Below are 12,604 nucleotides of genomic sequence, written 5' to 3'. Positions count from 1 at the left end.
AAGATTATCCCCTCCCTTCGTAAACGCGCTACAAAGGGGACAATTCATTCACTTAAACATGGCAATTGGTTTTGCCGTGATACCAAAATCTTCTTTCAACTGTTGTTTGCTCTTCATGACCATCTGGCCGTTCGTATCAATAGTCATATGCTGCGCATCGGTATTGTTACGGGCTTGCCACAGCATCACCAGTTGCAGACAGTTCTCTTTTTGTTCTTCCGTCAAGGCAACACCGTCTGGCCATTTACCCAGTTCAACGGCTGTCGATAAACGCTGGTAAACCTCAGGCGTCATGCTGTTGATTATTTCATCAAGATTCATAATTTTCCCGCTCCTGTGGAATAAGTTGCTGAATCGTTTTTTCAACCGTTGATTTCTTCGCCATTTTCGCCATCAGTAAAACGCAATGATGCCGAGTTAACACAATAGCGTTCGCCTGTGGGTTGTGGGCCGTCGGGAAAAACATGCCCCAGATGAGCATCACAGTTTCCACAACGAATTTCTATCCGCTGCATTCCATGTGACAAGTCTTTGATATAACGGATTGAATCTTCACTCACCGGCTCATAAAAACTGGGCCAGCCACAGCCTGAATCATACTTGGTTTGAGAATGAAACAGAGGGGCGTCGCAGATCAAACAGTGGTAAATGCCGTCGCGCTTATTATGCAATAAACGTCCAGTAAATGGCGGCTCCGTCCCGTGATTCTGTGTCACGTAAAACTGCATCTCGGACAAATTTTTTTTCAGTTCTTCTGCCGAAGGTTTGTTAGCCATTTGCTCACATCTCACTTTAATCACGCTCACATTACGTGACTTATTCTAACAAAACATTAACACCAACTCGCAAAATTTTGTTCTAAACTTGATCTCAACGAAATGGCAGCACTTAAAACGTGATAAAAATCACATTTTTATCGTAATTGCCCTTTAAAATTCGGGGCGCCGACCCCATGTGGTCTCAAGCCCAAAGGAAGAGTGAGGCGAGTCAGTCGCGTAATGCTTAGGCACAGGATTGATTTGTCGCAATGATTGACACGATTCCGCTTGACGCTGCGTAAGGTTTTTGTAATTTTACAGGCAACCTTTTATTCACTAACAAATAGCTGGTGGAATATATGACTATCAAAGTAGGTATCAACGGTTTTGGCCGTATCGGTCGCATTGTTTTCCGTGCTGCTCAGAAACGTTCTGACATCGAGATCGTTGCAATCAACGACCTGTTAGACGCTGATTACATGGCATACATGCTGAAATATGACTCCACTCACGGTCGTTTCGACGGCACCGTTGAAGTGAAAGACGGTCATCTGATCGTTAACGGTAAAAAAATCCGTGTTACCGCTGAACGTGATCCGGCTAACCTGAAATGGGACGAAGTTGGTGTTGACGTTGTCGCTGAAGCAACTGGTCTGTTCCTGACTGACGAAACTGCTCGTAAACACATCACCGCTGGTGCGAAAAAAGTGGTTATGACTGGTCCGTCTAAAGACAACACTCCGATGTTCGTTAAAGGCGCTAACTTCGACAAATATGCTGGCCAGGACATCGTTTCCAACGCTTCCTGCACCACCAACTGCCTGGCTCCGCTGGCTAAAGTTATCAACGATAACTTCGGCATCATCGAAGGTCTGATGACCACCGTTCACGCTACTACCGCTACTCAGAAAACCGTTGATGGTCCGTCTCACAAAGACTGGCGCGGCGGCCGTGGCGCTTCTCAGAACATCATCCCGTCCTCTACCGGTGCTGCTAAAGCTGTAGGTAAAGTACTGCCAGAACTGAATGGCAAACTGACTGGTATGGCGTTCCGCGTTCCGACCCCGAACGTATCCGTAGTTGACCTGACCGTTCGTCTGGAAAAAGCTGCAACTTACGAGCAGATCAAAGCTGCCGTTAAAGCTGCTGCTGAAGGCGAAATGAAAGGCGTTCTGGGCTACACCGAAGATGACGTAGTATCTACCGATTTCAACGGCGAAGTTTGCACTTCCGTGTTCGATGCTAAAGCGGGTATCGCTCTGAACGACAACTTCGTGAAACTGGTATCCTGGTACGACAACGAAACCGGTTACTCCAACAAAGTTCTGGATCTGATCGCTCACATCTCCAAATAAGTTGAGATGACTTTGTGATCTAAAAAGAGCGACTTCGGTCGCTCTTTTTTTTACCTGATGAAATGAAGTTAAAGGACTGCGTCATGATTAAGAAAATTTTTGCCCTTCCGGTCATCGAACAAATTTCCCCTGTCCTCTCCCGTCGTAAACTGGATGAACTGGACCTTATTGTGGTCGAACATCCCCAGGTAAAAGCCTCTTTTACATTACAGGGCGCACACCTTCTCTCGTGGAAACCTGCGGGTGAAGAAGACGTCCTGTGGTTGAGCAATAACACTCCGTTCAAAAATGGCGTCGCCATTCGCGGTGGCGTGCCGGTTTGCTGGCCGTGGTTTGGTCCGGCAGCACAACAAGGTCTGCCTGCGCACGGTTTTGCCCGTATTCTGCCGTGGACGCTGAAATCGCATAGTGAAGATGCCGATAGCGTGACACTGACTTTCGAACTGACGCAAAGCGACGAGACAAAAAAATACTGGCCGCACGACTTTACGCTGTTAGCGCATTTCCGCGTGGGTGAAACCTGTGAAATCGATCTTGAAGCGCACGGCGAATTTGAAACCACCTCTGCTCTGCATACTTACTTTAACGTGGGTGATATTGCTAAGGTAAGCGTCAGTGGTCTGGGCGATCGCTTCATTGATAAAGTGAACGATGCGAAAGAAGATGTACTGACCGACGGTATTCAGACCTTCCCTGATCGTACCGATCGCGTGTATCTGAATCCGCAAGATTGCAGTGTGATTAATGACGAAGCGTTGAATCGTACTATTACCGTTGGTCACCAGCATCATCTGAACGTCGTCGGCTGGAACCCTGGCCCGGCACTTTCAGTCAGCATGGGCGATATGCCGGATGATGGCTACAAGACCTTTGTTTGTGTAGAAACAGCTTACGCTTCAGAAACTCAAAAAGTGACTAAAGAGCAACCTTCCCATCTGGCACAATCCATTCGCGTTGCCAAACGTTAATTTGTGCTAGTTTATGTGCCGGGTGCGATGCATCCGGCACATCTCAACATCACACCATATCCAGCGAAGTTTTGCCTTTTGGTGCCGGATACGCGTTGTCCAGCATGGCTAATTCCTCTGACGAAAGCACAATCTCAAGCACAGCTGCATTTTGTTGAACATGGGCGATAGTTGCCGCTTTTGGAATCGCCATCACGCCCTGATGGCTGATTACCCACGCCAGCAACACTTGCGCGGCAGTGGCATTGTGAGCATGAGCTATTTCGTTGACCACTGCGTTTTTTAGCAAACCATTACGTAAGCGCCCGGCCTGCGCCAACGGACTGTAAGCCATCACTGGCATTTGCTGTTGTTGGCACCAGGGGAGTAGATCATACTCAATCCCTCGCGAGCCGAGATGATAAAGCACTTGATTAGTGGCACACTGATTTCCACCCGGCACCTGCCAGAGCTCCTGCATGTCAGAATAATCAAGGTTGGAAACGCCCCAGCGGCGGATTTTTCCCTGGGCGATCAATTTTTCCATTGCTGCGACAGTCTCTTCAAAAGCGAAACTGCCAGACCAGTGTAATAAGTAAAGATCGAGATAATCAGTATTGAGGCGGCGTAAACTGGCTTCACATGCGTTAATCGCTTTTTGTCCGCCAGCATTCCACGGATAGACTTTAGAGACGAGAAAGACTCTATCACGCAGACCGGTTAATGCTTCACCGACCACCTTCTCGGCACCGCCATCGGCATACATTTCGGCGGTATCAATGAGGGTTAAACCGAGGTCAATGCCCGCGCGTAGTGCAGCAACTTCTGTTTTGCGCTGACTGGCGTCTTCGCCCATATACCATGTTCCCTGCCCTACGGCTGGCAGTGAGACATCGCCACTGAACTGAATCATTTTTTGTTGCATTGTTTCCTCCCGGTTTTTGTACCACCGTAATGCAAAACAGGGCGTGACGCCCTGTTTTTATGCACAAAATGCCCTGGAAAGATGCATTATCAGAATTTGTAGGTGATCCCGGTAGAAATCAGACCAGTCCAGGATTTATCCACCATCGGGCTGTCAGTAACTTCATCAGACAGGCGGGTGTAGCGTGCGGTGCCGTAAACACTCCAGTCGCCGAGGAAGTTGTAGCTGGCACTCAGCTCCAGGTAAGGACTCCAGCTGTCATTCGGGTTATAGCCACGCAGACCGCTGCGAGCGGATTCTTTGCGCGATACGCCATAATAGTATTCGTTCTGGTTTTCGCTGTTCCACTGCACACCGATACCCGGAGTCACGGTCAGGCCGCCGTTGGTGTAACGGTACAACCAGGCCATATCCCACACGATACCGTTGCTGTTATCCAGTGTGTCTCCTGCCAGGGTGGTACGCAGATAACCGTACTGGGTAAAGTGTGCGTAGGACAGACCAGCCATCATAGTGCTCTTACGGTCATCCAGGTGGCGCATTTGGTGATCACCACTGTCTTTGGCTTTGAAGTAGAGCGGCGACCAGTAAGCGGTAATTGAAAGTTTATCCGTTGCGTCATTCCACAGGTAGTAACCACCACCTAAGCCACGGAACCAGAAGTTATCGCCTTCATAGTTGATTACTGGTACTGGGTAAACATCGGTATCGTAATCTTTATAGGGGTGTTCAACGACACCTACGCCTGCGCCCAGGGAAAAATTACCTTCAGCGTGCGCTACGCCTGCAGACGTTGCGATAAGCACTCCAAGTGCCAGAAGTTTGAGTTTGGTCACAATTAATCATTCCTTAAACAAATGTTTAGCGGGCGACAAAGTTTACCCGTCAATACATCGAAACCCAACCTTTTTACATTTTCATTTCTAAAGGTAACTGTTTAATTTTCCTGACGCTGATGACATCGGGCTTACACCTGAATGAATTTTGCGTTACTGGCGGCAATATTCTTTACATTAATTATGCAATTTTTATGGATGAGTTGTTGATATGCCATTGAAATCCAGAAAGCCATGCAGGCAAGTTTTCCAATTGCCATCTACGCTTAATTTTGAAGGTGTATCACCGGGCACGTTGTTCTCACAGTCGGTAAGATGGCATGAGAGTTGCTGTGTTTTAGCAAGCGACGTCGTTCAGTTTACCTCTTCCGGGAGCCTCTACTATTCATATGAACGGCTCTTAACCTGTGCTAAAAAACGAAAGGACGGCATACCATGAATATATTCGATCACTATCGCCAGCGATATGAAGCTGCCAAGGACGAAGAGTTCACACTGCAGGAGTTTCTTACCACTTGTCGGCAAGATCGCAGTGCTTATGCCAACGCGGCTGAGCGGCTATTGATGGCTATTGGTGAGCCGATCATGGTCGATACGGCCCAGGAGCCCAGACTTTCTCGACTCTTTTCCAACCGGGTCATTGCACGTTATCCGGCGTTTGAAGAGTTTTACGGCATGGAAGACGCGATTGAACAGATTGTCTCTTATCTGAAACACGCGGCTCAGGGGCTGGAAGAGAAGAAACAAATCCTGTATCTGCTGGGGCCTGTAGGTGGGGGTAAATCATCGCTTGCTGAGCGACTGAAATCATTAATGCAGCTCGTGCCTATTTATGTATTGAGCGCCAATGGTGAGCGTAGCCCGGTCAACGATCATCCATTCTGTCTGTTCAATCCACAGGAAGATGCGCAGATTCTGGAAAAAGAGTATGGCATTCCTCGCCGTTATCTCGGCACCATCATGTCGCCGTGGGCTGCGAAGCGTCTGCATGAGTTTGGTGGTGACATCACAAAATTCCGGGTTGTGAAGGTCTGGCCGTCTATTCTGCAACAAATTGCCATCGCCAAAACGGAACCGGGCGATGAGAATAACCAGGACATCTCCGCGCTGGTAGGGAAAGTCGATATTCGGAAGCTCGAACACTACGCGCAAAACGATCCGGACGCCTATGGTTATTCCGGTGCGCTGTGCCGTGCAAACCAGGGGATCATGGAATTTGTCGAGATGTTTAAAGCACCGATCAAAGTGCTGCATCCCCTGTTGACCGCCACCCAGGAAGGTAACTACAACGGGACGGAAGGTATCTCCGCCCTGCCATTTAACGGGATTATTCTCGCTCACTCGAACGAATCCGAATGGGTCACTTTCCGTAATAACAAGAACAACGAAGCCTTCCTCGACCGTGTCTATATCGTGAAGGTTCCGTATTGCTTACGCATTTCCGAAGAGATCAAAATCTACGAGAAACTGCTTAATCATAGTGAACTGACTCACGCCCCATGCGCGCCTGGCACGCTGGAAACGCTGTCTCGTTTTTCCATTCTTTCGCGCCTGAAAGAGCCGGAAAACTCCAGCATTTATTCAAAGATGCGCGTTTACGATGGCGAAAGCCTGAAAGATACCGACCCGAAAGCCAAGTCGTATCAGGAATATCGTGATTACGCAGGCGTCGATGAAGGGATGAATGGTCTGTCCACGCGTTTCGCGTTTAAGATCCTCTCGCGCGTGTTTAACTTCGATCACGTGGAAGTGGCGGCTAACCCGGTTCATCTGTTCTACGTCCTGGAACAGCAGATTGAGCGCGAGCAGTTCCCGCAAGAGCAGGCAGAACGCTATCTGGAGTTCCTGAAAGGTTATCTGATCCCGAAATATGCCGAGTTTATCGGTAAAGAGATCCAGACAGCTTATCTCGAATCCTATTCCGAATATGGGCAAAACATTTTCGACCGTTATGTCACCTATGCGGATTTCTGGATCCAGGATCAGGAGTATCGCGACCCGGATACCGGTCAGTTGTTTGACCGCGAATCTCTTAACGCCGAGCTGGAGAAAATCGAAAAACCGGCGGGGATCAGCAATCCGAAAGATTTCCGCAACGAGATTGTCAACTTTGTGCTGCGCGCCAGAGCGAATAACAGCGGACGCAATCCGAACTGGACCAGCTACGAAAAACTGCGCACGGTTATCGAGAAAAAAATGTTCTCCAATACCGAAGAGTTGTTGCCGGTCATTTCGTTTAACGCCAAAACCTCAACCGACGAGCAGAAGAAACACGACGATTTTGTCGACCGTATGATGGAAAAAGGCTACACCCGTAAACAGGTGCGTTTACTGTGCGAATGGTATTTGCGCGTACGTAAATCGTCTTAACACAATGGCCCGGTGCACATGTTACCGGGCCGACAATGACAGCGAACCGTAGGCCGGAAAAGCAAAGCGCATCCGGCAATACAGGTGCAACATACTGTTGGCAAATGCAGTACGGGGGGCATATGACCTGGTTTATTGACCGGCGTCTGAACGGCAAAAACAAAAGCATGGTGAATCGCCAGCGTTTTTTACGCCGTTATAAAGCGCAAATTAAACAGTCGATCTCCGAGGCCATCAATAAGCGTTCGGTGACCGACGTCGACAGCGGCGAGTCCGTTTCTATCCCAACGGAAGATATTAGCGAACCGATGTTTCATCAGGGGCGTGGCGGCCTGCGCCATCGCGTTCATCCGGGCAATGACCATTTTGTACAGAATGACAGAATTGAACGTCCCCAGGGCGGCGGAGGTGGCTCCGGCAGTGGTCAGGGTCAAGCCAGCCAGGACGGTGAAGGTCAGGATGAATTTGTCTTCCAGATTTCGAAAGACGAATATCTCGACCTGCTGTTTGAAGATTTAGCCTTACCAAATCTGAAACAAAACCAGCAACGCCAGTTGACCGAATATAAAACGCATCGGGCAGGCTACACCGCTAACGGCGTTCCTGCCAATATCAGCGTGGTGCGTTCATTGCAGAACTCACTGGCGCGGCGTACCGCGATGACCGCAGGCAAGCGACGGGAACTTCATGCTCTGGAAGAAAATTTGGCCATCATCAGCAACAGTGAACCTGCGCAATTACTGGAGGAGGAACGGCTGCGCAAAGAGATTGCCGAATTACGCGCCAAAATTGAACGCGTTCCATTCATCGACACCTTCGATTTACGTTACAAGAATTATGAGAAACGCCCCGATCCCTCCAGTCAGGCCGTAATGTTTTGCCTGATGGACGTTTCCGGTTCGATGGATCAATCCACCAAAGATATGGCCAAACGTTTTTATATATTGCTGTATCTGTTTCTCAGCAGAACATACAAGAACGTCGAAGTCGTTTACATCCGCCACCATACCCAGGCGAAAGAAGTTGATGAACATGAGTTTTTCTACTCACAGGAAACTGGCGGCACCATTGTTTCCAGTGCCCTGAAACTGATGGATGAGGTGGTGAAAGAGCGTTATAACCCGGCGCAGTGGAATATCTATGCTGCACAAGCGTCAGACGGCGATAACTGGGCTGATGACTCTCCGCTTTGCCATGAGATTCTGGCGAAAAAATTGTTGCCCGTTGTTCGTTATTACAGCTATATCGAAATTACCCGCCGCGCTCATCAAACATTGTGGCGGGAATATGAGCATCTGCAATCTACTTTCGAAAACTTTGCGATGCAGCATATACGCGATCAGGATGATATTTATCCCGTGTTCCGCGAGCTATTCCATAAACAAAATGCAACGACTAAAGACTAAAATAGTCAGCCGGGTCATTGTTACCTGGCTGATTTTTAGCTCACTGTAAATTAATTCATTTATTACATACATTACCTTACAATTGTTTTAAATATGTCAGCATCAGCTTTACAGAATTTAGTTCCATAAAAAAATCATTCGGAAAAAATGATTCTGTTAACACGCTTTTTTTCAGGGGTATTCTTTAATTATTTTTTCATCGGCAAAGAAATTTGATCCTGGTCAAAACTATATATCTCTGCCATCAATAAAATCCAGCACTCACATTGCTCTCCTTTTTATGGTTCCTATGGGTACACAAAAATTAAAAGCACAAAGCTTTTTTATTTTCAGCTTGTTACTGACATTAATTTTATTTTGCATCACCACCTTATATAATGAAAACACCAATGTAAAACTCATCCCACAGATGAATTACCTGATGGTTGTTGTGGCTTTATTTTTCCTCAATTCCATCATCTTTCTTTTCATGCTAATGAAATATTTCACTAATCGTGATATTTTTCCAACACTTATTTTAAGCCTTGCTTTTTTAAGTGGTCTTTTCTATTTAACTGAAACTATTTTCATTATTCATAAACCTATCAATGATAACATCCTTATTCAGACGAAGGCGAATGATGTTTCAATATTATATCTATTTCGCCAGCTAAGTTTTATTTTCTTAACCGCACTGGCTCTCTACTGTTATGGACGAAATAGCATCCTGACGAACAACAAGAAAAAAACCTGTATCTTGTTGCTGGCGCTGATACCTTTTATATTTTTCCCTTTTCTGGCACATAACCTGAGCAGCTATAATCCTGACTACTCTTTATATGTCGTAGATTACTGTCCGGATAGTCATACGGCGAGCTGGGGAATTAACTACACCAAGATTTTGGTTTGTCTGTGGGCGTGTTTACTGTTTTTTATTATCATGCGTACACAATTAGCAAGCGAGATGTGGCCGTCAATTGCATTATTATGTCTGGCATCGCTCTGCTGTAACTTGTTACTACTGACTCTGGATGAATATAATTATACCATCTGGTATATCAGTCGTGGCATTGAGGTTTCGAGTAAACTGTTTGTTGTCACCTTCTTGGTATATAACATATTTCAGGAACTACAACTTTCCAGCAAACTGGCGGTTCATGATGTACTAACCAATATTTATAACCGTCGTCACTTTTTCAACAGTGTAGAGTCATTACTCTCTCGCCCTGTTGTGAAGGATTTTTGCATTATGCTGGTAGATATTAACCAGTTCAAACGCATAAATGCTCAATGGGGTCATCATGTGGGCGATAAAGTTCTGGTTTCAATTGTCGATATTATCCAGCAAAGTATTCGCCCCGATGACATCTTCGCACGTCTGGATGGTGAAGTGTTTGGCTTGATATTTACCGAATTGAATACCGCCCAGGCAAAAATTATCGCCGATCGGGTGCGTAAAAATGTCGAGCTCCTGACCGGTTTTAGTAATAGATATAATGTCCCTGAACAAATGACCATCAGCATTGGCTGTGTTTTTTCCACGGGTGATACGCGTAATATCTCGCTTGTCATGACAGAAGCAGATAAAGCGTTACGTGAGGCGAAAACCGATGGCGGTAACAAAGTGATTATTCATTATATTTGAGTGCAAAATTATTCACAGCCATGCATTTTGCGTGGCTTTGGCATACAATTTATTACCAATACCCCTAAATTTCCCCTCCCCAGCGGCGCAGAGATGAGTATAATTAGCGCCCCTGTACCAGGCCGCAATCGAACTTTATCTGGTTTTCTCGTTTCACTAACCGAAGGAGTGCCATTTATCATGAAATTGCACCATAGAATGCTCCGGCATTTTATCGCCGCAAGTGTCATTGTGCTGACATCTTCCTTCCTTATTTTTGAACTTGTCGCCAGCGACAGGGCAATGAGTGCTTATTTGCGCTATATCGTCCAGAAAGCAGACTCCTCCTTTCTCTACGACAAGTATCAAAATCAGAGTATTGCCGCACATGTGATGCGCGCACTTGCTGCTAAACAGTCTGAGGTGTCGCCAGAACAGCGACGGGCCATCTGTGAGGCTTTTGAGTCTGCCAACAATACCCATGGCTTAAACCTGACTGCCCATACTTATGCAGATTTACACGGAACATTGCAGACTGCATCCACTGACTGCGACACAATTGTCGAAGCAGCGGCGCTATTACCGGCATTTGATCAGGCGGTGGAAGGTAACCGCCACCAGGATGATTACGGTTCCGGCCTTGGGATGGCCGAAGAGAAATTTCACTATTATCTCGATCTCAATGATCACTATGTCTATTTTTATGAGCCGGTAAATGTTGAATACTTCGCGATGAATAACTGGTCCTTCTTGCAGTCAGGAAGCATTGGTATTGATCGTAAAGATATTGAAAAAGTGTTTACCGGTCGCACCGTATTATCGAGCATTTACCAGGATCAGCGTACTAAACAGAACGTGATGAGTTTGCTGACGCCCGTCTATGTTGCCGGGCAATTAAAAGGTATTGTGTTGCTGGATATTAGTAAAAACAATCTGCGCAATATTTTTTATACTCATGACCGCCCTCTCCTCTGGCGTTTTCTCAATGTTACGCTAACCGATACAGATTCGGGACGCGACATTATTATCAATCAGAGCGAAGATAATCTGTTTCAGTATGTCAGTTACGTCCATGACTTGCCTGGCGGCATTCGTGTTTCGTTATCCATTGATATTCTTTACTTTATTACATCATCATGGAAAAGCGTTGTATTCTGGCTGCTGACAGCATTGATATTACTCAACATGGTACGGATGCACTTCCGCCTGTACCAAAACGTGACTCGTGAAAATATCAGTGATGCGATGACCGGACTGTATAATCGCAAAATATTAACGCCTGAACTTGAGCAGCGTTTGCAGAAACTGGTGCAATCCGGTTCTTCGGTGATGTTTATTGCAATTGACATGGACAAGTTAAAGCAAATAAATGACACCCTCGGTCATCAGGAGGGGGATTTAGCCATTACGTTATTAGCTCAGGCGATTAAACAGTCGATTCGTAAAAGCGATTATGCTATCCGTCTCGGTGGCGATGAATTCTGTATCATTCTTGTCGATTCGACGCCGCAAATTGCAGCACAACTGCCTGAACGTATCGAAAAACGTCTGCAACATATCGCGCCGCAGAAAGAGATCGGCTTCTCTTCCGGTATTTACGCGATGAAAGAAAACGATACGCTGCATGATGCATATAAAGCTTCCGATGAGCGTTTATATGTCAATAAGCAGAACAAAAACAGCCGTTCATGATAATCTTCTGTGGTTGTTTGCTTGTAATCCCAGGAGCGTGAAATGACTGAAATGGCTAAAGGAAGCGTGACGCATCAGCGGTTAATCGCTTTATTATCACAAGAAGGCGCTAACTTCCGCATTGTTACCCACGACGCGGTGGGTAAATGCGAAGCGGTGTCAGAAATTCGTGGCACCGCTTTGGGTCAGGGTGCTAAGGCACTGGTGTGTAAAGTCAAAGGTAATGGCGTAAATCAGCATGTTCTGGCGATCCTCGCTGCCGATCAACAGGCCGACCTTAGCCAACTCGCCAGCCATATCGGTGGGTTGCGTGCTTCGCTGGCCAGCCCGGCTGAAGTCGATGAACTTACAGGCTGTGTCTTCGGTGCTATCCCTCCATTCAGCTTCCATCCAAAACTCAAACTGGTCGCCGACCCGCTACTCTTTGAGCGATTCGATGAGATCGCCTTCAATGCGGGTATGCTGGATAAATCCGTTATTTTGAACACCGCAGATTATTTACGCATTGCACAACCAGAGCTGGTCAAATTCCGTCGTACTACGTAACTAGCTGCTCCGTTCAATAAGCAGAACAGACAGCACCAGCACAACTGCAATGGCAAAAAACGATGACGTGATAATCAGTGTCTCAACGAGCATTTGATCGTTCATGGTCTTATCCCAGGAGATACCTGTTTTCACGTTATTGTTAGCGCGCACAAATGGCAATTTG

At 46.7% G+C, this 12,604-nt stretch carries 12 protein-coding genes; 7 read left to right on the top strand and 5 right to left on the bottom strand.

Annotated elements, in window-relative coordinates:
- Nucleotides 1–48: 48 nt before the first annotated feature.
- Nucleotides 49–321 carry a YeaC family protein gene (locus RGV86_RS00785; RefSeq protein ID WP_010345857.1) on the bottom strand — a complete coding sequence of 91 codons (273 nt, stop codon included), beginning with the start codon at nt 319–321 and terminating at the stop codon, nt 49–51.
- A gap of 41 nt (nt 322–362) precedes the next feature.
- Nucleotides 363–776, bottom strand: a complete 414-nt coding sequence (gene msrB, locus RGV86_RS00780; RefSeq protein ID WP_001284610.1) for a peptide-methionine (R)-S-oxide reductase MsrB — start codon at nt 774–776, stop codon at nt 363–365.
- 341 nt (nt 777–1,117) lie between these two features.
- Here msrB and gapA point away from each other — a divergent pair, with 341 nt between their 5' ends.
- Together gapA and RGV86_RS00770 are read left to right on the top strand one after the other, a co-directional pair.
- Nucleotides 1,118–2,113 (top strand): glyceraldehyde-3-phosphate dehydrogenase, encoded by a 996-nt coding sequence (gene gapA, locus RGV86_RS00775; protein WP_000153502.1) that lies wholly within the window; start codon nt 1,118–1,120, stop codon nt 2,111–2,113.
- 83 nt (nt 2,114–2,196) lie between these two features.
- A complete protein-coding gene (locus tag RGV86_RS00770) occupies nt 2,197–3,081 on the top strand; it encodes a D-hexose-6-phosphate mutarotase (RefSeq protein ID WP_010345855.1) in 885 nt (294 codons plus the stop codon).
- Between the two features lie 49 nt (nt 3,082–3,130).
- Here RGV86_RS00770 and yeaE read toward each other — a convergent pair whose 3' ends face one another.
- Both yeaE and mipA read right to left on the bottom strand, forming a co-directional pair.
- The gene (gene yeaE / locus RGV86_RS00765) at nt 3,131–3,985 is read right to left on the bottom strand and encodes a methylglyoxal reductase YeaE (protein ID WP_001186367.1); all 855 of its coding nucleotides are present in this window, start codon (nt 3,983–3,985) and stop codon (nt 3,131–3,133) included.
- 89 nt (nt 3,986–4,074) lie between these two features.
- Complete coding sequence (mipA, locus tag RGV86_RS00760; protein WP_000163784.1) at nt 4,075–4,821, bottom strand: scaffolding protein MipA; 747 nt, start codon at nt 4,819–4,821, stop codon at nt 4,075–4,077.
- A gap of 435 nt (nt 4,822–5,256) precedes the next feature.
- Here mipA and yeaG point away from each other — a divergent pair, with 435 nt between their 5' ends.
- The 5 genes from yeaG (at nt 5,257) to yeaK (ending at nt 12,438) form a co-directional block, all read left to right on the top strand.
- Nucleotides 5,257–7,191, top strand: coding sequence for a protein kinase YeaG (gene yeaG, locus RGV86_RS00755; protein WP_001019859.1), 1,935 nt, complete (start codon nt 5,257–5,259; stop codon nt 7,189–7,191).
- A gap of 122 nt (nt 7,192–7,313) precedes the next feature.
- Nucleotides 7,314–8,597, top strand: coding sequence for a YeaH/YhbH family protein (locus RGV86_RS00750; protein WP_000219690.1), 1,284 nt, complete (start codon nt 7,314–7,316; stop codon nt 8,595–8,597).
- A 280-nt stretch (nt 8,598–8,877) separates the two neighbouring features.
- On the top strand, nt 8,878–10,221 hold the full coding sequence (locus RGV86_RS00745; protein WP_309508430.1) for a sensor domain-containing diguanylate cyclase: 1,344 nt from the start codon (nt 8,878–8,880) through the stop codon (nt 10,219–10,221).
- A gap of 180 nt (nt 10,222–10,401) precedes the next feature.
- Nucleotides 10,402–11,892: a diguanylate cyclase DgcJ gene (gene dgcJ / locus RGV86_RS00740; RefSeq protein ID WP_085460648.1), complete on the top strand. Its 1,491-nt coding sequence runs from the start codon at nt 10,402–10,404 to the stop codon at nt 11,890–11,892.
- 42 nt (nt 11,893–11,934) lie between these two features.
- On the top strand, nt 11,935–12,438 hold the full coding sequence (gene yeaK / locus RGV86_RS00735) for a mischarged aminoacyl-tRNA deacylase (protein ID WP_000138047.1): 504 nt from the start codon (nt 11,935–11,937) through the stop codon (nt 12,436–12,438).
- Here yeaK and yoaI read toward each other — a convergent pair whose 3' ends face one another.
- On the bottom strand, nt 12,439–12,543 hold the full coding sequence (yoaI, locus tag RGV86_RS00730; RefSeq protein ID WP_077629632.1) for a small membrane protein YoaI: 105 nt from the start codon (nt 12,541–12,543) through the stop codon (nt 12,439–12,441).
- Nucleotides 12,544–12,604 lie beyond the last annotated feature (61 nt).

Origin of the sequence: Escherichia ruysiae (genome assembly GCF_031323975.1) — a bacterium.
Taxonomy (GTDB): Bacteria; Pseudomonadota; Gammaproteobacteria; order Enterobacterales; family Enterobacteriaceae; genus Escherichia; species Escherichia ruysiae.
The sequence above is the reverse complement of the archived record's forward strand: the minus strand, read 5'-3'. Positions and strand labels throughout refer to the sequence as shown.

Excerpts from the sequence above, each read along its gene's own strand:
- RGV86_RS00785 (WP_010345857.1), bottom strand. The coding sequence starts at position 321 with ATGAATCTTGATGAAATAATCAACAGCATGACGCCTGAGGTTTACCAG.
- msrB (WP_001284610.1), bottom strand. The coding sequence starts at position 776 with ATGGCTAACAAACCTTCGGCAGAAGAACTGAAAAAAAATTTGTCCGAG.
- gapA (WP_000153502.1), top strand. The coding sequence starts at position 1,118 with ATGACTATCAAAGTAGGTATCAACGGTTTTGGCCGTATCGGTCGCATT.
- RGV86_RS00770 (WP_010345855.1), top strand. The coding sequence starts at position 2,197 with ATGATTAAGAAAATTTTTGCCCTTCCGGTCATCGAACAAATTTCCCCT.
- yeaE (WP_001186367.1), bottom strand. The coding sequence starts at position 3,985 with ATGCAACAAAAAATGATTCAGTTCAGTGGCGATGTCTCACTGCCAGCC.
- yeaG (WP_001019859.1), top strand. The coding sequence starts at position 5,257 with ATGAATATATTCGATCACTATCGCCAGCGATATGAAGCTGCCAAGGAC.
- RGV86_RS00750 (WP_000219690.1), top strand. The coding sequence starts at position 7,314 with ATGACCTGGTTTATTGACCGGCGTCTGAACGGCAAAAACAAAAGCATG.
- RGV86_RS00745 (WP_309508430.1), top strand. The coding sequence starts at position 8,878 with ATGGTTCCTATGGGTACACAAAAATTAAAAGCACAAAGCTTTTTTATT.
- dgcJ (WP_085460648.1), top strand. The coding sequence starts at position 10,402 with ATGAAATTGCACCATAGAATGCTCCGGCATTTTATCGCCGCAAGTGTC.
- yeaK (WP_000138047.1), top strand. The coding sequence starts at position 11,935 with ATGACTGAAATGGCTAAAGGAAGCGTGACGCATCAGCGGTTAATCGCT.
- yoaI (WP_077629632.1), bottom strand. The coding sequence starts at position 12,543 with ATGAACGATCAAATGCTCGTTGAGACACTGATTATCACGTCATCGTTT.